Genomic DNA, 19,028 nt, shown 5'->3' on the forward strand with positions numbered 1-19,028 from the left:
GTTCGGGGTCACCAGCAGAGGAAGGTCCCCATGAACGCGAAGACGCCGAACCCCGAGCAGAACCCCGAGCAGAACTCCGGTACGCCGGGCCTGCCGCCGATCGAGGCGTTCGCCGAGCTGGATCTGCCCTCGGAGCTGGCCCGGACGATGACCGAGCTGGCGGTGCGGGAGCCGTTCCCGATCCAGGCGGCCACCCTGCCGAACGCCCTCGCCGGACGTGACGTCCTCGGCCGGGCGCGCACCGGCTCGGGCAAGACGCTCGCCTTCGGTCTCCCGATGCTGGTCCGCACGGCGGGCCGCCGCGCCGACGCGAAGCGGCCCCTCGCGCTGGTCCTCGTACCGACCAGGGAACTCGCGCAGCAGGTGACCGACGCCCTGACGCCGTACGCGCAGGTTCTCGGGGTCCGGCTGGCGACCGTGGTCGGCGGTCTGTCGATCAGTCGCCAGGCGGCGTCGCTGAAGACCGGGGCCGAGGTCGTCGTCGCCACCCCGGGACGGCTGACCGACCTGGTCTCGCGCCGGGACTGCCGTCTGGACCGGGTGGAGATCACGGTGCTGGACGAGGCGGACCAGATGTGCGACATGGGGTTCCTGCCCCAGGTCACGGAACTCCTGGAGCAGGTGCGCCCCGACGGGCAGCGGATGCTGTTCTCCGCCACGCTCGACCGCGATGTCGACCAGCTGGTCAAGCGTCATCTGCACGACCCGGTGTACGCCTCCGTCGACCGGCCGTCGGGATCGGTGACCACGATGGAGCACCACGTACTCCTCGTGCACCCGGCCGACAAACTCGCCACCGCCACCGAGATCGCCGCCCGCGACGGCCGGGTGCTGATGTTCCTGGACACCAAGGTGGCCGTCGACCGGTTCACCCGCCACCTGCGCGACAGCGGCATCAAGGCCGCCGCCCTGCACAGCGGCAAGTCGCAGCCCCAGCGCACCCACACGCTCGGCCAGTTCAAGGACGGCGCGATCACGGTGCTGGTCGCCACCAACGTCGCCGCCCGCGGCATCCACGTCGACGCGTTGGACCTCGTCGTCAACGTGGACCCGCCCGCCGATTCCAAGGACTACCTCCACCGCGGCGGCCGTACGGCCCGCGCGGGCGAGTCGGGCAGCGTGGTCACCCTGGTCACGCCCGGGGAGCGGAGCGAGGTCAACCGCATGATGTCGGGCGCCGGTATCCGCCCCACGGTCACACCGGTCCGCTCCGGCGAGGCGAAGCTGACCGACATCACCGGCGCCCGCCGCGCACCGTCGGCCGCGCCCGCGAAGAACACCAACGCCCCCTTCCGGGGCATGGGCACCCGCCCGGGGCGCCCGGCGAAGGAGACCCGCAAGGAGGCGGAGGCGCGGAAGCTCGCGGAGGCGCGGCGGGCGGCGCGGGCGCGCAAGTCGCGCTGACGGCACACGCCCGGTGCGGACTGTCGTAACCGACCTTGACCGCCCTGACGCCCCGCTGGTCGAAGGGGCGGCCGCGTTCCGCTCCGAGGCGTAAGGTGAAGTGGCTGAACGTAGCCGACTTCTCGGTGAGGGAGGGGCGTTGGGGTGGAGTCGCGCGGGCTTCTACCAGGTGACCGCTGACGGGGTCCAGTGCGTCCTGTGTCCCTTCCGCTGCCGGCTTCGCCCTGGTGAGACCGGGGCCTGCCGGGTACGCCGACGCCGGGACGACACGGTGGAGACCCTCACTCTCGACACCACCGTGGTCCACCAGGACACCGTCGAACGCAAGCCCTTCTACCATTTCCGGCCGGGCAGCCGGGTCATCACCCTTGCCCCGCCGGGGTGTTCGTTCCGATGCGACTACTGCGTCAACCACCGCCTCTCGCAGTACGGCCGCGACGACGGTGACACCGACCGGCCCACCACCCCCGTCGACGTGGACGACGTGGTGGAGCGGGCCGCCGCCGAACGAGCGGGCATCGCCCTGTCGTACTCCGAGCCCTCGCTCGCCGCGGAGCTGACGCTGCGGCTGGCGGACGTGGCGGCGACGCGAGGGGTGCCGGTGCTGTGGAAGTCCAACGGCTTCGTCACCCCGGAGGCCCTCGACGTGCTCGCCCCGGGACTGGCCGCCGTCAACATCGACATCAAGGCCGCCGACGACACCGCCCACCGGCGGCTCACCGGCGCACCCCTCGCCCCCGTCCTGGAGACGGTGCGAGCGCTGCACCGGGCCGGAGTGTGGGTGGAGGTCAGCACTCCGCTGATCCCGGGAACCAGCGCCTCGGACACCCAACTGGACTTCATCGCAGGGTTCCTGGCCTCGGTCGGCCGGGAGATCCCCTGGCATCTCCTGCGCTTCACACCCACCTACCGCATGGCGGACGAGGTCCCCACCACACCGGAGCGACTCGCCCGAGCCGTGCGGATCGGCCGTTCGGCCGGACTCGCGCACGTCTACGTGGAGCGGGCGCTCGGTGCGAAGGGCCGGGCGACGCACTGCCCTCGGTGCTCCGCCGAGGTGATCGGCCGGGAGGTGTGGGGCGCCGTCGAAGTGAGCCTCGTGGACGGTGCGTGCCCCGTCTGCGGAACCGTGATTCCAGGAGTGTGGTCGTGAACGAAGAGCCCGGCACACCGGCCCCGCGCTACCGGTTCGTACCCGAGCTGCCGGACCTGATCGACGCGAGTGAGTACCCGGAGCATCCGCGCGGCCGCCTCGTCCGGCTGCGGCTCACCTGGTCGCCGGGCGGCGTGGAGATCCTCGGCGACGCGTTCCGGCCCGACATGCTGGAGGCGCTCCTCGAACGGCTGGACCCGGACGGGATCGAGCAGATGATGTGCGGCTGACAGTCGACAACTGACCGGCGGCGTCAATGCGTTGACGGTGGGCCCGTCAAAGGTGGGACAGCACACCCGCCAGCACCGCGCGCAGCCGTTCCGGAGCCACGTCCGGATCGATCGTCCAGCTGTGCGGTTCCGTCGCCAGGACCGGATGCCCCGGGTAGTGGGCGCGCAGCGTCAGTGACTCGGGCAGCTCCAGACGCGGCTGGTAGGGGTGCGTCAGCAGCAGGACGCGGGGCATGCCCGCCGTGGGATGGATGAGCCGCCCCGCCGCCGCCGAGGCCAGCGCCGTCGCGCGTGCCGGGTCGGGCGGGGTGGGCGGCTGCGGCTCCCAGAGCCGCACCAGGTCCGCCTGCCGCATCAGCGGCAACGGACCGGACCGCCCGTCGAGACGCACCAGCTCCAGTGCCCGTCCCGCACGCAGCAGCGCCTCCGCCAGCAGATGCGCGCAGACCCGCAGACAGCTGCCGACCCGGCCGTGCGCCGCCGCCCCGGTGTCCAGGACGAGCACGGCGTTGCGCACGGCGACCGGAGCGGTGGCGAGGCGGGTCCGGTACAGCAGCGCGTCGTCGACCCGGAGCGCCTCGCGCACGTCCTCGGGCAGCGCCAGCTGACTGGGTACGAGACGGTCGGGGGGCCCGTGCCGCACCAGTTCGGCGGGGGCGCCCGCGGCCGTGGGACCGGTCAGGTCGTCGCCGATCGCGTTCGGAAGGCGCAGGGTGGTGAGGGGCGGCCTGCGCCGGGTCCGTGCGTCGCCGTCGTACTGCCCGCGCAGGAACCGCCGTACGATGCCGGGGTCCTGGCGGATCGCGTCGGGCCCGAGCATGCGCAGCGTGGGCAGCACCTCGGCGCGCACCCGCTCCAGCGACGCGGCGAACACCTCGGGTGACAGCGGTGCCGGAGAGGGCTCCTCGGTTCCGCCCCGCAGTCCTCGCTCGACGGCGGCCCGTAGATCGGCGGTCGGCACACCGGGCGGCGGGGCGAAGCGCGGGTCCGCCGGGAAACAGGACGCCACCACCGCCGCCAGCGCCGGATGGGCCGCCAACGGCCAGGCGAGAGAACGCAGTTCGGCCGCCACCCGGCCCCGGTGCGCCAGTTCGGCCCCTGGTGGGGGAGTGGTCCGCAGCAGCCGCGTCACGGAGACCAGCGTGGACAGCGGCACCGCCGCCTCCGCGGCCGCCGCGGCTCCGGCCAGCTCGGTCAGCGCGGCGAGGGGCAGCGGCAGCGGCGCGTCCGGAGCCGAGGGGGTGGCGCCCGTCCGCAGGTCCCACAGGAGTGTGGTGCCGCCGCCGTACGTGGTCGCGATCCGGTCCCCGGCGGGGGACCACGCCACGGACCACACATGGCCGACCGGAACACCGGTCGGCTCCAGGACCAGCACACGCTCCCCGCGTACGACGTCCCAGACCTCCACCGCCCTGGTGTCCTGGCCGGGGCCCGGCGCGGCCAGCATGGTGCTGTCCGGCGACCAGGCCAGCGCGGGAGCCCAGCCGCGACCGCCCGGACGGCCCAGCTCCCGGTGGACCTGCCAGGTCGCGGTGTCCCACACGACGGTCGGCCCCTGCCCCGCGACCGGAGTCGCCGCGAGGAGCCCGCCGTCGGGCGACCAGGCGACCCGTGCCACGAAGGTGTCCGAGGGCAGCGCGAGCCGGGGGCTGGTGCGCCGGAAGCCGGGCATGCGCCACAGCAGCACGCCGCCCTGCGTACCGGCCGCGACCAGACCGCCGTCCGGCGACCAGGCCGGGCGACCGGTCCCGCGCGCCACCGGGCGGCTTCGCGGACGGGCTTCCGGCTGCCGCAGGTCGTACAGGTACAAGTGAGTCGGTACGTCACCCGGTTCGGGCACCAGCAGCTCACGGGTGCCGAACGGGGACCACACGGGAGCCTGGCCACCCGGGAGCGAGGCGAGGAGAGCCCCGGTCGAGCGGTCGAGCACGGTCAGCGCGGCGCCGCCCGACCTGGTGGCGACCACGACAGGGCCGTCCGCGCCGGGGGCGACGGCGAGATCGTGGGCTCCGTCCCGCCCGGTCGGCACGGCGGAGGCCCACACCGCGCCCTCCTCGCCCGGAGTGCGCAGACCGATCAGCCCGGGGCGCAGTTCGGCCACGTGACGGTCGTCGTCGCCGGTCCAGGCGAACGCGGGTGCGGCCAGGGCCGGGCCCGCGTCGTGCAGCAGCCGGGGCGGCGACGCCGCGAGGGCCCGGGTGCGCGGCGCCGGTACGCTGCGCCCGATCGAGCGGCACATGGCCGCGGTCCAGCGGCGCAGCCCCGCGGCGGAACGGCGGCGGGGCGCGGGCGCGGTGGCGTCCGGCAGCTCCCACAGGGCCAGGACATCTCCGGCCCTGTCCGTGTCCCGCGCGAGCGGAACACGCACCAGCACCCGGCCGTACGCGGACATGCTCACGTCGTGCGGCTCGTGGACGTCGGCCGGGATCCGCGCCACCGGCTCCAGCGCCCGGTCGTACACCGTCACCGGGGCACCCCGCTCGGCACACACGAGGAACTGTCCGGTCCGGCTGAACGCCAACGCCAGCACCTCGCCCGCGACCAGGGGCGACGTGGCGGTCACCGTGCCGGAGTCGCGGGTCAGCAGATGCACGCCGTCGGCGTCCGCACAGGCCAGCAGGGACCGGTCCGGCGACCAGGCGACCGCCGTGATGCCGGGGCGCCCCCCGGCGGGGGAGAAGTCCAGCCGCTGCGCGCGGACGTTCCACAACTGGAGCGAGCTGTGCGTCGCCAGGCACAACTGGCGCCCCAGCGGATCCCACGCCAGATCCGCCACCGGATCGGCGGTGCGCAGCAGCCTGTCCTCGCCGGAGCCGCGGTGATGCACCGTCACGCCTCCGCCGGAACGGGGGAACGCCACCCACAGCCCGTCCGGCGAGACGGCGGCCGCCCGCGCGCCCCGAGCCGTGGCGAGGCCCTCCGGCGGCGTACGGAGGGCACCGGTGTCCGCGTCGTGGACGTCCAGGCGGCCGTCCCCCAGGACGAGGAACTCGCCGCCGTCCAGGCCCCAGACGATCCGGGCGGGCGGCCCGGACGGCGTTGCGGCTCCCCGGTCGCCGAACGGGGTCGTGGTCTCCCGGCCGCCGGACGGCGTTCCCGCCTCCCGCTCGCCGGACGGCGTCCCCGCATCCCGGTCGGCCGACCAGACACCGTGCCCCAGATCGTCGGTGCAGGACAGCCGCTGCCCGTCGACGGTCACGAGCAGGGTGCCGTCGGCGGAGAGCCCGGTGACGGCACGGGCGCCGTCGGCGCCGCCGCCCGGAAGATCCCGCAGATGCCGCGGCCCCCCGTGTACGACGGCCTCCCTCTCGGCAGCCGTCACCGCTCCTCCATCAGACGCAGCGCGGCCTGCTCGTACAGCCTCCCGGCCTCCAGCGGATCGCCCGCGCTGCGGTAGGCCTCCGCCGCCTCGACGAGGTGGCCCTGCGCGTACAGACGCGCGGCCCGGGCCAGCGTCTCGGTGGGGTCGGTCACGTCCGGCAGTTCGAGCCCGCTGCCCTTGCTGTCCTCGCCGACGAGACCGTCCAGGGCGGACAAGAGCTGTCGGCCCGTCTCCGACACACCCGCCGGGGTGGAGGGGGCACGTACCGACGCCCACAAAGTCCAGACCGGGACGAGCCCGTCCAGGTCGAAGCGGTGCACGGCCCCCGGCACACAGGCGACCGCCGTACTCGGGGTCACCCCGAGGGAACGCACTCGCGCCCCCGGCGGCAGAGCGGGGACGAGGTCATGGCCGGAGCGCACGTAACAACTGCCGGGCCCCACCCGGCGCAGGGGAGTGCCGAAGGGGAGCGACGCGGCCAGGTCCGCCGGGTCCAGGAGGAGATGACACCCGGCCCCCGGAACGAGGAACGCCGACTCCGCCAGAGGACGCCCCCGCAGATACCGGCGCACCGCGCCCAGGTCGTCGTCCGTGAGCAGCACCGCGTCCACCCGGGTGTCCGCCACGGCGCTCGGCCGGACCTCGACCCGTGTCTCGGGCGCCGGTGGCAGGCCCGTCGCCCCGGCACCCGGTGACGGGGGACGACACCGGAGGTCCGAGCCCGGCGGCTGGATCACCAGCGGTGCGGGGCTGCCGAGGACCGACAGGCGCGCGGCGGGCTGCTCGGAGCTTCCGCTCAGCAGCCAGAACTCGTCCTCCGCCAGCCCGGGTTGGAGCAGCTCCTCGTCGACCGGCAGGCGCAGACGTACGTCGATCAGGAGCTGTGGGCAGTGGGCGGCCGGTCGGCACACCGCCGTTCGCGGAAGCGAGACGACGGCGTGGACGAGGGAGTCGGGAACCATGCGCGCGGCATCCGCCGCGTCGGGCTCGTACGGTCCGCCCAGGATCAGCAACAGCCTTTCACGCGGCGGCTCCTGGCCCGGCGGGAACAGACCGCAGACTCCGACCGGGACCACGGCCGTCTCGACGACCGCCGCCATCGTGTGACGCGCCACCGCGGGAAGCAGCTCCGGGGCGGTGAGGACGTACAGCAGATGGTGACCGGGCTCCGGGCCGTGAACGGCGGGAAAGGCGGTGGCCAGTTCGACCGGAGTGACCTCGGGCCAGGTGAGCACCTCGTCCAGGTGGGCAGGTCCGGTGGTCCCCTTGGGGCCGGTCAGGGAGCCGTCGGCGAGCACGTGCCACGCCCGTCCGCCGTGGAGGGCCACCAGGTCCGTACCCGTCGCCGTGCCCGCGCCGCTCAGCAGCCAGTAGCCGCCGGAACCGGGCTGCCGTCGGCACGTCCAGGTGTGCGCGCCGACGCCGTGGAAGGTGCCGAGCGCGGCGAGCGTCTGCCGTGCGGAGTGGAAGACGCCCGCGCTCCGCCAGAGCGGGGGGTCGGCGCTGTCCGGTGGGGCGGTGACCGGTTGTGCCTCGTCGGGGGGACTCGCGTGATCCGCCGTCCGCTCCCCGGGCTCCCGGGCCGGGCGCACGAGGAAGGGAACCCCCCGGGCGTCGTCGGTTTCCGGGTCCGCCGCGGGCCGGATCGTGAACGGCCCGGTGGCGAACGGCGGAGGATGCGGCGTCGAGCGCGGGGAGCGGCCGAAGAGCTGTCGCAGCCGCCGGAGGGAGGAGGGCACCGCTCACCCCGCGCGGACGTTCAGGGGCGGCAGCCACGCGTTGCCGCCCAGGTGCAGGCCCGCCCATTGGTGCCACCGTTCGAGAATCTCGTCCGGACCCTCGTCCTCACCGTGCGGTCGGTGCGCCGCGCCGAACAACCGTGCCCCCCAGTCGAACCGTTCCAGTCGGTCGGCCGCCTCGACGCCCCACTCCAGCAGCGCGATCCGCTCCCCGCGCGAGGACAGCGCCCCCAGGTGCACTTCGAGGCGGCCGAGCGCGGCGAGGAGCGGTTCCGGCGGACCGCCGCCGATACGGGCCCGCAACGCGCGGGCGAGTTCGAGACGCAGTGGGGAGGAACCGCCCCCGGCGGTCTGCCCGGAGAGCCGGTCCGCCGCCGCGAGCAGGGAGTCGGTCCGGTGCGTGTGCCCCGCGAGCAACAGCTCCCAGGCGGCCTCCAACGGCCGGTTCCGGTCCAGCCAGCACTGCGCGGCGCGTTCGGGACGGCCCAGCAGGCGGTAACAGTGCGCGGCCTGGGCCGCGTGCCCGGCCCTGCGGTACGTCTCCGCCGCGTGCTCCAGGTCGCCCGCGCGCTCGTACGCCTCCGCCGCCGTCCACCGCCAGCCGACGGCGTCGTAGCAGCGGGCGGCGTCCGTGTGCGCGCCCGCCTCGGCGTAGGACCGGGCGGCCTTGACGAGCAGGTGGGCATGTCGGCTCACCAGGTCTCACGCTCGCCGTCGTCCGCCGTGTCCGCCGCGAGGTCGTCGGCGGTCTCCGCGTGCACCACGCGCGGAGCGGGCCAACCGGTCGGCGGGGCCTGCCGGATCTCCTCCACTTCGGGCCGGCGGGCCGCCACCGCTCCGAGCTCGGCGCTGATCCGGTCGTGTTCCGCGTCGTGATCGGCGCCGACGGAGGAGCCCCCGAGGTCGTCGACACGGAACAGCTCGACCTCGCCGGTCTCGGCGTTGAAACGGAACCGCACGCGCACCCGCATCGGGTCAGGCCTCCATCTCGAACTCGATGTCGATGACATGGTCCGATTCCTCGACCTGGATGCCGGTGGCGCCGTGCTCGCGGGCGTACGCCAGAATCGCCTGACGGTAGGAAGCGGCCAGCACCTCGTTGACGGCACCGAGCCCGTCGCTCGCGAGCTGCTGCAGCCGCTCACGGTTCCGCGACTCCAACTCGCCCTGGAGACGCTCCCGTTCGCTCGCCAGGCGGGCCTCCGCGTCCGCCCCCGCGGCCGCGCGCAACCGCTCGTCGGCCGCCGCCGCTGCCGCGTCGGAGGCGTCCCGGGCCTGTCGGCGCACCTCTTCCAACAGCCTCATGGCCTGCGACTCGGCGGCGTGTTCGGCCTGTCGCCGCGCGTCCGCCTCGGCGCTCGCGTAGGTGACGCCGCCGTAGTCGTCGTCGTAGTAACGGCCTTCGCCCGCGCCCTGCGCCGTGTCGGACACGGTCCCGCTCAGTACGTCGCTCGCGCGACCCTCCGCACGGGCCTCCTCCTCCAGGCGGGCGGTCACGAGGAGTTCGCCCGTCGACGGCCGGTACGTCACCCGTCCGTCGGGCAGGTCGAGGACGAAGACGCCGTCGGCCTCCTGCCAGCCGGGAGCGGAGGCGAGCGCGTGCTCGAACGCCTCGCGGGTGCGGGCGCCCAGGGTGCCGCCGAAGGGGTAGGCGACCTCAACTTCGCTGACCACGGTGTCGGTTCGGCTGACCCGGCGCTCGACCTCCACCTGCCAGGCCTCCACCACCTCCCGGGTCGCCGTGATGTTGACCCTGCGTGGGTTGCACATACGCCCCGTCACCCCCAGTACGCCACCGGCTCCCCCGGAGCGGTGTGGAATCGGTCGGTCTCCTACACCCGCAGCAGCGCGAGGGTGTTGTCGATGATAGTGGTCAGTTCGTCACGGGCGGTGAGATTGGCGGGCTCCACGCTCTCCAGCTCCAGGCGGAGCTTGTTCAGTCCGCGCAGCACGTTCTCGACGGCCGCGTCGGACGCACCGGCGGAGACCTGACGGCTCGTCAATTTGGCCTCGCCGAGGATGTGGTGTGCCGCTCGCAGGGTGGTGGAGGCCGACGGACCCCCGTCGGCCTCCACCACACGTTGCACCGACTCCTGGACGAGCCGCTCGTGCGCGGGATCGGTCCAGATGTGCCGCAACGGCCACAGATCGCGGGGCTCGGCACGCACACTCTCCCGGCGCATCGCCGCGGCGGCCACCAGCCGCAGACCGCGCACGATCCTGCGGTCCGACAACACGACTCCCTGCGCCAGCAGTTCGCGGATCAGGGAGCGGTACACGGCGGTCACCCGGTTCAGGTCGACCCGGTCGACCTGGCGGCCCAGCCGCTCCAGGGACTCGTGATCGACCCAGGTGTGGCCCGCGCCCTCCGCCGGGTGCGGAGCGAAGGACTTCTCGAGCAGCTCCTCGAGATGGCTGTCCGCCACGGGCGACACGTTCACCCGCAGCAGGAAACGGTCGGCGAAGGCGACGAGCGCCGGGTCCTGCGGGAGGGTGTTCGACGCACCGATCAGGCTGATCAGCGGCACCGGCTGGGACTCCCTGCCGTGATGGAACACCCGCTCGTTCATCACGGTCAGAAGGGTGTTGAGGATCGGGCTGCCGCACTGGAAGATCTCGTCAAGGAAGGCGATGAGAGCCTCGGGCAGCATGCCCTCCGTGCGGATCGCGTGCCTGCCGTCCCGGAACGCGGCGACGTCGACGGGTCCGAACACCTCGGACGGCTCGGTGAACCGCGTCAGCAGCCGGACGAACGGCCGGGTGCCCAGACCGGCGGCGAACCGGGTCACGAGGTCCGTCTTACCGGTTCCCGGCGGCCCCAGCAACAGCACGTGCTCACGGGCGATGACCGCGACCTCCAGGAGGTCGAGCGCGAGCCGCCGCCCCACGAAGTGGTGCCCCACACTGCGCCCGAGCGCCTGCAGCCGGTGGATCGCCGCCAGATCGTCCGGGCTCCACGGCGGGAGTTCCCCGTACCGGTGCGCCGCGGTCGTCACTGGCGCTCCGCGGCGCGCTGGCGGCGGTCCTGCTGCAGCTTGCCCACGAGCCAGCCCATGCGGCGCGGGCTGGGCGGGGTCTTGCGCAGATACAGGTCGACGAACGCCTCACTCATGATGGAGCGCAGCTCGTCGCCGTTGCGGTTCTCGCTCGCCTCGGCGATGAGTTCCAACAGCTCCTCCTGCAGATCGATGGAGTAACGACGGGCATGGTGACGCAGGATCGCCCGGCGCGCGGGAAGGTCCGGCAGCCCGACGGCCAGGCTGCGGAAGCGGCTGGGGCGCAGAAGGGCCTCGTCGATGATGTCGATGCGGTTGGTGGTGCCGATGACCAGCATCGGCACCTCCGGCCGGAAGCCGTCCATCTCCGTGAGGATCTGGGCGACGACGCTGTTGCCGACCCGGGTGCCCCCGTCACCGCGTCCGGAGCGCTGCATGGTGATGGCGTCGATCTCGTCGAAGACGATCACCGAGGGCGCGCTGCGCCGGGCCGCGGCGAACAGCTCGCGCACCTTGCGCTCGCTCTCGCCGACGTACATGTCGATCACCTCGGGCCCGGAGACCACCTGGATGGTCGCGTTGAGCTCGTTGGCGATGGCCTTGGCGAAGAGGGTCTTCCCGGTGCCGGGCGGGCCGTGGAAGATGAAGCCGCGCGGCACCAGTTCGTTGCGCACCTCCTCCATCGACGCGGGCAGCTCCTGCGCGCCGCTCACGAGGGACAGCGCCTGGCGGATCTCCGCCTTGACCTCCTCGTAGCCGCCGATGTCCTGCAGGGTCACCTGTGGGATCTCGAAGCCCGAGTACTGCTGGGCCTTGAAGGTGAGCAGTGTCCTGCGCAGGTCCGAGACGGTGGCGCGGTCGGACTCCGCGTGCACCTGGCGTGCGTAGCGCATGGCCTGCCGCAGCCGCACCGGGTTCATGCCCGCGATGTGCTTGTAGAACTCCCGTGGCTGGAAGCCCTCGAAGGTCGCCGCCTCGGCCGAGGTCACCAGGGCCTGCCCGAGCGGGACTTCACCGCCTCCGGGCGGGGTGACGTTGGGGGGCAGACCGGTGAGCGAGAGCCGCGCGCTGAACCGCTCGGCGAGCACCTCGGGCAGGGAGAGCGAGGTGTCGGCGAAGGCCAGCACGAGGCTGTCCGGATACTCGTAGAGCAGTTCGACCAGTTCCCGGGCCTCGGTGTGCCGGCTGACGTCGGCGCCTCCGCACAGCAGGTCGAGGTGGGGCAGCACGATGACGTCCCCCTCTTTCAGCCCTTCGAGCTGCGTACGCAGCTGGGCGAGCCGCCGCTGACGCGGGTTGGCCGAGAGGTCGGCCACCGGGTCGTCCGCCGGGTCGGGCTCGGCGAGCAGGATCCCGCGCCGCTGGGCGAGCGAGGTCATGTCGGGCCACAGATGGGCGACGACGAGCTTCTCGGTGATCACGAGCACGGGGAGGTCCGCGCGCAGCAGGGAGGCGACACGCTCGATGCTGTCCCAGTACGCCAGCCGTACGGCCTCCTCGTCGGAGACGGACTCGGGATGGCCGGACGGATCCGCCGGAGGCGGGCCGGGCGACTTCTCGATCACGGGGGCAGGGCGGGCGGCGGGCATGAAGACGTGGGCGCCCGGGGTGACTTCCGCGCGCAGCAGGCACGTCACGGCGAAGTCCGACCAGGGGCGGTCCGCGTACTCCGGGGGCAGCTCTTCGAGCAGCAGGAAGTCTCCGGACGCCAGCGCCTCGCGCAGCGGCAGGGAGCCGGAGGACGAGAGCAGCCGGAGGCGGTCGTCGTCGCCGCCTGCGACGACGGTCAGCGGGAAGGTCACCGGGCCGTCACCGCCCGCAGCTCCCGCAGGGCCTCGGCCCGCGCGCGCAGCCGGGACAGCCGGAGTCCGCCCTCGTGTCCCCGGAGCATCCTGCGGGCGCGGAGCTCGGCGGGGAAGCGCGTTACGAGCACGTCGAGCGGCCGCCACCAGTCGGACGTCGCATCCGCCCACGCTGCCGCCGCCCGGTCGGTGTCCGGGGCACCCGAGGTCTCCCCGGTGAGCACCGCCACCGCCTCGCGGGTGCGCCGCATGTAGTACGGCCCGTGGTGGAGCAGCGCCGTCTCGTACACGTCGTAGACCCACTGTCGCTCGGCCGGGTCGAACCGGTAGCGGCTCAGCAGCCCGGAGCGCCAGAGCATGGCGTCGGGCGTGCGCGGGGGAGCGGACAGCGCGGCGGTCACGGTGCGGCGGCCCTCCGGGTGGTCCAGGAGCCGGTCGAGGAGCTGGCGGCACGGCTCGTCGTCGCCCGGCGCGGGCGCGTCGAACAGGCCGGTCAGGGGAGAGTGGCGCAGCAGCGCGGTACCCAGCGAGGTGCCGACGGACCGCGATCCCGCCGTGAGCACGGGGTGGACGAGGCCGTGCCGGGCGAGCAGGTCGCGGGCGGACCCGGGCGCGGACACCGAGTCCAGGGTCCGTTCCGCCAGGGAGCCCTCGCGCAGCGCCACGGCCGCGGCCAGCAGAAGCGTGGGGAGGCCCGCCGGACCCGGGTCGCCCAGCGGCGGGTCCGACAGGCGCATCCTCGCCGCCGTCACCGCCGCGAGCCGCTCCACCAGGAGCGCCGGATCCTGCTCCGGTGACGTAGGTCCGGCCGTGCGGCCGGGCAGCGGTGCCCCGGTCTCCGGCTCACTGGCGGCCCAGCGAAGAAGCCGCGGGACGGTATCTGTCACTGTTGTCATCACGGCTCCACAGGGAACTGGCCTCCATGGTGGCGTCGGACCGCGCGTAGCAGCGCAGTACCCGGTTGCCTTCGGAGTAGTTGATCAGTGCGGCCACCTGCCAGGGACGGCGGAAGGTGGCCCGGTGCAGATCGATGTCGGTGCCCGACAGCCCCATCCTTCCGACCGCCGGGAAAAGGTGGGTGTGGTACCAGCCGACCAGCCGGGCTCCGGGGTGTCGGTCCCTGAGAGCACGGCTCATGGCGCCGAAGGAGTCGCCGGTGAACGTGAAGTGCATCAAGGACGCCCCGGTGTGCTCCGCCGGCAGAACGTGCTCCACCACCACGACGTAGCGCTCCTCGGCCTCCGGGCGCCGGTATGCCTTGCCGAACAGGAAGCCGCCCTCCTCGACCCGGTCGGACAAGGGGAGTTCACGTGTCAGGAGCCGCTCGATGCCCGGGGCCAGGACCACGGTCACACGCTGGTCCTCCGTCGAGGGCGGAAGAACCGATTCCACCAGGTCGAACTCCGGCAGCTCCGGCTCGGCGGCGGGGCGCACCCCGAAGGAGAGCCGGGCGGACCGGGAGATGTCCACGTCCATGGCTCCCGAGACAGGCGGAGGAAGCCGCCGTACGGGGGCGTCGTCCATGCCCGGTGCGTCGATGCGGAACGACCAGTACTCCTCGGACGCGTCGATCTCCCGCGCGAGCGCGGTGAGCGCGGGGCCCAGGAGACCCTTGACGGAGTGCGGATGACGGTAGATCACTCGACCCTCCACCTGTGCCATGACGTTCAGATAGCCGTAACCGGACTGGCGGTTCTTCAGAAGAGGCGGCCCGGGGTAGTCCTCCGGGTCCTCGATCGGCTGGAACCTGAGATTGAAGGCGGCCCGGCGCCGGTCGGCGGCCAGTTCGTCCGCGAGGACGGCCTTGAGCAGCGCGATGAGGCCGACCCTGCGCTCGGGCACGTGGGCGTCGCCGCGGTACAGCTCGACTTCAACCCGCATCGCCGACCTCGTCCGACGGCCGCACACGCAGGGCCCTGTGGCGCAGACCCTCGTCACCCGCGGGGTCGGCCGATCCGGCGGCGGCCCCTCTGATCGCTGCGATCATCGCCTGTCCCCTCTCGGACCTCGCCCAGATGGCGGCCTGCCTGTCGACCGTTCCGCCGCCGCCCTCGTTCTCCGTACGTACGTCGTAGTTCCGGTACCTCGCCATGTCCACCAGGATCTGGCACAGCTGGCCGAAGTCGAGCGTGGGGCGGTAGGAGCCCTGCAGCGCGCCGAGGCAGACCAGACCGTCCGGGGCCGCCGTCAGATTGCGCGCGATGTTCGGGTGGAAGATCGGCGTGAGCCAGATCGCGGCCGGAGCCTGCAGCGGGAAGCCCGCTCCCAGGGCGATGAGCACGGTGTGCTCCTGCTGCGCCGAGGGATCCGCGTCATGGGGCTCACCGGCGCCGGGCGGCCGGAACCCCGGCGCCCGGAAGCCCACTTCGTACTCGGTGGGGAAGTCCGGGTCGTCCATCTCCAGCACCGTGAAGTTCTCGTGCCGCTTCTCGTATCTGCGGATCTCCTCGCGCACGCGCAGGATGGCCTGGAGCTTCAGCTGGCCGATGCCCGCCGTGCTCTCCGGATAGACGTTGAGGGTGTCGCCGTCCCCGACGCCCGCGTCGTGCAGGGACTGGCTCGGGTCGAGGCGCAGGAAGCTGCCGTCGGGCTGGAGATGGTCCACGACCGTGCGCCTGCGGTGGCCGACCCTGTCATGGGTGGTGTCCGAGCCGTACTGGGACAGGATCGCCACGGCGATGTCCCGCACCGTGGTGATCGACGGAACTCCCGCGAAGTCGAACGGCTGATGGTCCGGCCCGCGCACCAGCAACTTCTCCAGCAGATAGGGGCGATGCTCGTACGCGTCCTGGATGATCTCGAGGTCGGGCGCCGCTCCGTCCTGCACGAGCCGTCGGCGCAGCGCCTCGATACGGTCCTCGGCCAGCTCGTGCCGTACGGACACGGCGACCTGGCCGAAGTCGACGCCGTCGTTCGCGCTCACGTACAGGACCTGGGCGGACGGGTCCTCCGTCTCGCGCACCGCCTGGATGAACTCGGGGTGGTGGCCGCGCCCCACGAAGATCAGCACGACGTGCGGGCCCTGCGGTTCGGGCGACGGACGCGTGGGCGTGGGCTGTCCGTGAAACGGCGCCCCGGAGCCGTGACCGGTCCCGGGCGACGGACGGGCGGAGGGCTGCGTCCACCGGACACCGGGCTCCGGTTCGGGCGGAGACTCCCGCGCCGTGGTGGGGGGCCGCGTCGGCGTTTCCCGCTGGGGGGCGGCGGACGCCTGATCGGGTCCGTCGGCTGTGCCCGCCGACTCGGGGGACAGGGACTCGCGGGCCCTGCGCAGGACCGGGTTGCCCGGATACTCGGTGGACGTGATGAGGATCAGTTCACGCTCGCCGTCGAGCATCACTCCCGCGTCCACGAGACGGCGTACCTCCGACCAGAAGAGCTTCGCGTTGAGCTCCGTGGACGGGATCCGCTGGGCCGGGAAGCCGGTCTGCGTCCGCAGGATGATCACCGCTTCCTGCGGTGGGATGATGCGCGCCAGCTCCGCGTAGATCTCGTCCTTCACCGGCCCACCTCCGCCGCGGCAGCCGTTTCGCCGGTCAGTTCGACATAGCGCAGACCGGACGTGCGCGGGTGCATCACAGTCAGTATCTCCCTTGGAGCGACGCCCAGTCGGGCCAGGCGGGTGTCGGGTGACGCCGCCCGCAGCCGCGTCCCGGTGGCCAGCGGCGACCGTACGGACCCGGCCTCGCGGAACCCGGTCCACGTCAGCGGTTCCTCGTCGGCGTCGACCCGGAGCAGCAGCTCGCCGACCGTGTCCCGTGCGGACAACGGCAGCCGCGTCACGTCGGCGTCCTCGATGCGCTCGTGCAGGGGGCACCCCGGGTCGGGGTGTTCCGCGAGACTCCGTCCGGCCACCGGTACGGCTCCGCCGGCCGCGTCCACGCGCAGCAGCCGTGAGCCCACCGGGAGTCCGAGCAGGAGCCTGACCGCGTAGTTCGCCAGCCACGCGCCGACCAGGAGGGAAACCGGCGCGGAGGCGCCCTCGGGCAGGGTGCGCACGGGTGCGGCGCACGAGTGGGGACTGTCCGGTACGAACAGCGACGACCGGTCGTGACCGCACGCCCAGCAGCGGCCGCCCGGGGGGTGGACGGAGACCTGGCCGCCCCATTCGTGGGTACCGCCGTCGAGCATGGTCGCCGAGGCCAGATTGCAGCGCGTGGCGAGCTCGACGCGTGCCGCCCGGCTGTCGAGGCAGCTCACCACCAGGTCGGCGTCGCGCAGTTCGGCCAGACCGACACCGGACACCAGCGGGGCCACGCGTGCCGACGTCGCGGTGTCCGGGGCCAGTCGGCTGAGCGCGCGGGCGACCGTCTCCGCCTTCGGCCGCCCCACGTCGGAGGGGAGGAACAGCGGGCAGCGGCTGAGATTGCTGACGGCGACCACATCGGGATCGCAGACCAGGAGACGGCCCACACCCGCGAGGGCGAGCGCCTGGACGACCGCGTTGCCCAGGGCGCCCGCGCCGACGACCACGACGGTGGCGGCGGAGAGGCGGTCCTGGTTCCAGCCGGGAATCAGGCGGTGCCGCGCGAAGCGGCCCTCGTCGGTGGGGGTGGCCATCAGGAACCCTTCGGAGCGTTCCGCATGAGGCAGGGCACCGTGCCTCCGTGCGCGCTCTTCCAGTCGTCGAAGCACATGCGGCCGCGGTCGGGGTCCAGATGGACGGCGCACTTGCACTGCGGGTCGTGGGGTGAGCAGGTGCAGTGGATGACCAGTTCCTTGGGGCGCAGGGAGTCCCCGCAGACCCAGCATCGGTACCGGGAGGCGGACCCCGACGCGGTGCCCGGGTGCAGCCTGAGCAGCTCGTGACCGGGGTCGAGCCGTACGGGGTGGAGGTCGGGCGGCGGCGGGTTGGCGTCGTCCAGACCCTCGTGGAACTCGGCCGCCATGCGGGTCAGTTCCTGTGATCCGTCGGGATTGCGGCACCCGAGCAGCTGGTTGCGGTGCCGGATCAGGAACTCGTCGCCGGTGCCGGTGTGTTCGACGGTGACTTCCTCGCCCAGCCGGAAGGTGTGGTGGCACTCGGGGCACGAACGGGTGAGAGCGCCCAGTTTCTCCAGCAGTTGGGGGGTGACGACGCTGACGTCGTCCTCGGGCTCGTCCGCGCGGCCGGTGTCCGCTCCGGCGCGCCCTCCGGCCAGCCCGAGCCTGAACTCCTGTGCCATTCCCGCCGGTTCGGCCGAGTCCGCTGCCGTGGGCGTGCCGCCGCCGTCCTGGTAGCGGCGCCTGCGGGCCTCCAGGTCGACGCCGCTCCACGCGGGACGTGTCTGGCTCATGCCCTGTCCTCCGTGGTGCCGTCGGACGGGGGCTGAAGAAGCATGTCCTGGGGATCGGCGCCGGTCAGGCTCAACTCGGCCTGCCCGTAACGGAACGCCTCCGCCGGGCTCTGGCCGAAACCCAGGGCGGTGTAGAAGCCGCGCGTGAACGCGAGCGCGTCGTCGTCGCGCAAGGGGTGTACGGCGCCGACGGAGACGGCCGCACAGTCGGAGAAGTGCTCGAGATGGCGGCCCAGGTGGCAGGAGCTCAGCACCAGGGTGCGCAGCTTCCCGTACGCCTTCAGCGCGGCCGCCAGCCGGGCCGCGTGCACCGGGGCCACCACTCCTTGCTCGTCCTCCAGGAGCAGATAGCCGTTGGGCGAACCGTGCCCCGCCACATGCAGGACGTGCGGGCGGTGTTCCAGCAGGGCCGGCATGACGTCGCGTACGCGCGTCGCCGCGCACAACTGGACGTCCACCGTCCGTCCGGTCGCCGTCCGGGCCGCCTCCTGCACCGTCCGGTACTCGGCGCGCAGGCGCAGCGGGCGGGGGGTTCCGGCCGGTTCGGCCAGCAGGCACAGGATGCGCACGGCCGACGGGAGGGCGGGCTCGCCGCCGCCCGGGTCCTGGCCGCCTTCGCCGCCGGGGGCGCCCCGGCCGCCGTGGGAGGCCAGGAAGGCGCGGATACGGTCCTGGCCCGGGTACTCCTCCAGGACCTCGGCCAGCAGCTCCTCCAGGCCGAAGCGGAAGGCGCCGTACTCGATGCGGGTGCAGACCTGGTCCCAGTAGTGCAGCGGGGTCAGCCCGCCGCCGAACGAGGGCAGCCGGGTGCTGTCCGCCCCGAGCGAGTCCAGCAGGAACCCGGCACTCGCCGAATCCGGGTACAGCCCGGCGAGGGTCGTCAACACCCCCTCACGCCGCAGCAGTCGCGTGCTGAATGCGGTCAAGCCTCCCCCTCGGCACCACGGCTCGTTCCGGGGGACTCTACCCATGGCGTGCGTCTGATCAATCCGCTTTTGCCGTAAGAAGGTTGAGCGTACGTCAGTTAGCACGCGACTGGGTGAAAGCGCGGACAACACAGGCATTATCTGTGATAGAGAGTCCCTTCCGGGACGTGCGCGGTGCGC

The 19,028-nt window shown here is 73.1% G+C and carries 16 protein-coding genes; 3 read left to right on the top strand and 13 right to left on the bottom strand.

All coding sequences use genetic code 11. The annotated features are described in order from the left end of the window. Nucleotides 1-30 precede the first annotated feature (30 nt). The 3 genes from GTW40_RS27950 to GTW40_RS27960 all read left to right on the top strand — a co-directional run bounded on the left by GTW40_RS27950 (nt 31) and on the right by GTW40_RS27960 (nt 2,787). Entirely contained in the window at nt 31-1,404 is a 1,374-nt protein-coding gene (locus GTW40_RS27950; RefSeq protein WP_161182915.1) for a DEAD/DEAH box helicase, read from the top strand. Nucleotides 1,405-1,675: 271 nt separating this feature from the next. Then, nucleotides 1,676-2,557, top strand: a complete 882-nt coding sequence (locus tag GTW40_RS27955) for a radical SAM protein (protein ID WP_202486512.1) — start codon at nt 1,676-1,678, stop codon at nt 2,555-2,557. Continuing rightward, nucleotides 2,554-2,787, top strand: a complete 234-nt coding sequence (locus GTW40_RS27960) for a radical SAM-modified peptide, FtsH ternary system-associated (protein WP_161182917.1) — start codon at nt 2,554-2,556, stop codon at nt 2,785-2,787. Before GTW40_RS27955 ends, GTW40_RS27960 begins: the two co-directional genes overlap by 4 nt. A gap of 46 nt (nt 2,788-2,833) precedes the next feature. Here GTW40_RS27960 and GTW40_RS27965 read toward each other — a convergent pair whose 3' ends face one another. The 13 genes from GTW40_RS27965 to GTW40_RS28025 form a co-directional block, all read right to left on the bottom strand. Next, entirely contained in the window at nt 2,834-6,109 is a 3,276-nt protein-coding gene (locus tag GTW40_RS27965; protein WP_161182918.1) for a hypothetical protein, read from the bottom strand. Then, nucleotides 6,106-7,848: a hypothetical protein gene (locus tag GTW40_RS27970; RefSeq protein WP_161182919.1), complete on the bottom strand. Its 1,743-nt coding sequence runs from the start codon at nt 7,846-7,848 to the stop codon at nt 6,106-6,108. Before GTW40_RS27970 ends, GTW40_RS27965 begins: the two co-directional genes overlap by 4 nt. Before the next feature lie 3 nt (nt 7,849-7,851). Next, nucleotides 7,852-8,544 (bottom strand): hypothetical protein, encoded by a 693-nt coding sequence (locus GTW40_RS27975; protein WP_161182920.1) that lies wholly within the window; start codon nt 8,542-8,544, stop codon nt 7,852-7,854. Then, entirely contained in the window at nt 8,541-8,819 is a 279-nt protein-coding gene (locus tag GTW40_RS27980; protein ID WP_161182921.1) for a hypothetical protein, read from the bottom strand. Before GTW40_RS27980 ends, GTW40_RS27975 begins: the two co-directional genes overlap by 4 nt. Before the next feature lie 4 nt (nt 8,820-8,823). Then, nucleotides 8,824-9,618: a hypothetical protein gene (locus GTW40_RS27985; RefSeq protein ID WP_161182922.1), complete on the bottom strand. Its 795-nt coding sequence runs from the start codon at nt 9,616-9,618 to the stop codon at nt 8,824-8,826. 62 nt (nt 9,619-9,680) lie between these two features. Beyond that, a complete protein-coding gene (locus tag GTW40_RS27990; protein ID WP_161182923.1) occupies nt 9,681-10,844 on the bottom strand; it encodes an AAA family ATPase in 1,164 nt (387 codons plus the stop codon). Beyond that, entirely contained in the window at nt 10,841-12,646 is a 1,806-nt protein-coding gene (locus tag GTW40_RS33785) for an AAA family ATPase (RefSeq protein ID WP_161182924.1), read from the bottom strand. Before GTW40_RS33785 ends, GTW40_RS27990 begins: the two co-directional genes overlap by 4 nt. Continuing rightward, nucleotides 12,643-13,542 (bottom strand): hypothetical protein, encoded by a 900-nt coding sequence (locus tag GTW40_RS28000; RefSeq protein WP_161182925.1) that lies wholly within the window; start codon nt 13,540-13,542, stop codon nt 12,643-12,645. Before GTW40_RS28000 ends, GTW40_RS33785 begins: the two co-directional genes overlap by 4 nt. Further along, the gene (locus GTW40_RS28005; RefSeq protein WP_161182926.1) at nt 13,490-14,527 is read right to left on the bottom strand and encodes a JAB N-terminal domain-containing protein; all 1,038 of its coding nucleotides are present in this window, start codon (nt 14,525-14,527) and stop codon (nt 13,490-13,492) included. Before GTW40_RS28005 ends, GTW40_RS28000 begins: the two co-directional genes overlap by 53 nt. After that, nucleotides 14,517-16,148 carry a ubiquitin-conjugating enzyme E2 gene (locus tag GTW40_RS28010; RefSeq protein WP_161182927.1) on the bottom strand — a complete coding sequence of 544 codons (1,632 nt, stop codon included), beginning with the start codon at nt 16,146-16,148 and terminating at the stop codon, nt 14,517-14,519. The genes GTW40_RS28005 and GTW40_RS28010 overlap by 11 nt, the downstream gene beginning before the upstream one ends. Further along, the gene (locus tag GTW40_RS28015; RefSeq protein ID WP_161182928.1) at nt 16,145-17,206 is read right to left on the bottom strand and encodes a ThiF family adenylyltransferase; all 1,062 of its coding nucleotides are present in this window, start codon (nt 17,204-17,206) and stop codon (nt 16,145-16,147) included. The genes GTW40_RS28010 and GTW40_RS28015 overlap by 4 nt, the downstream gene beginning before the upstream one ends. Then, complete coding sequence (locus GTW40_RS28020; protein ID WP_161182929.1) at nt 17,206-17,922, bottom strand: hypothetical protein; 717 nt, start codon at nt 17,920-17,922, stop codon at nt 17,206-17,208. The genes GTW40_RS28015 and GTW40_RS28020 overlap by 1 nt, the downstream gene beginning before the upstream one ends. After that, nucleotides 17,919-18,848: an effector-associated domain EAD1-containing protein gene (locus tag GTW40_RS28025; protein WP_161182930.1), complete on the bottom strand. Its 930-nt coding sequence runs from the start codon at nt 18,846-18,848 to the stop codon at nt 17,919-17,921. Before GTW40_RS28025 ends, GTW40_RS28020 begins: the two co-directional genes overlap by 4 nt. Nucleotides 18,849-19,028 lie beyond the last annotated feature (180 nt).

The sequence above is a fragment of the Streptomyces sp. SID4985 genome (assembly GCF_009863025.1).
In the GTDB taxonomy this organism is placed as follows: Bacteria; Actinomycetota; Actinomycetes; order Streptomycetales; family Streptomycetaceae; genus Streptomyces.

Excerpts from the sequence above, each read along its gene's own strand:
- GTW40_RS27950 (WP_161182915.1), top strand. The coding sequence starts at position 31 with ATGAACGCGAAGACGCCGAACCCCGAGCAGAACCCCGAGCAGAACTCC.
- GTW40_RS27980 (WP_161182921.1), bottom strand. The coding sequence starts at position 8,819 with ATGCGGGTGCGCGTGCGGTTCCGTTTCAACGCCGAGACCGGCGAGGTC.
- GTW40_RS27985 (WP_161182922.1), bottom strand. The coding sequence starts at position 9,618 with ATGTGCAACCCACGCAGGGTCAACATCACGGCGACCCGGGAGGTGGTG.
- GTW40_RS28000 (WP_161182925.1), bottom strand. The coding sequence starts at position 13,542 with ATGACAACAGTGACAGATACCGTCCCGCGGCTTCTTCGCTGGGCCGCC.
- GTW40_RS28005 (WP_161182926.1), bottom strand. The coding sequence starts at position 14,527 with ATGCGGGTTGAAGTCGAGCTGTACCGCGGCGACGCCCACGTGCCCGAG.
- GTW40_RS28015 (WP_161182928.1), bottom strand. The coding sequence starts at position 17,206 with ATGGCCACCCCCACCGACGAGGGCCGCTTCGCGCGGCACCGCCTGATT.
- GTW40_RS28020 (WP_161182929.1), bottom strand. The coding sequence starts at position 17,922 with ATGAGCCAGACACGTCCCGCGTGGAGCGGCGTCGACCTGGAGGCCCGC.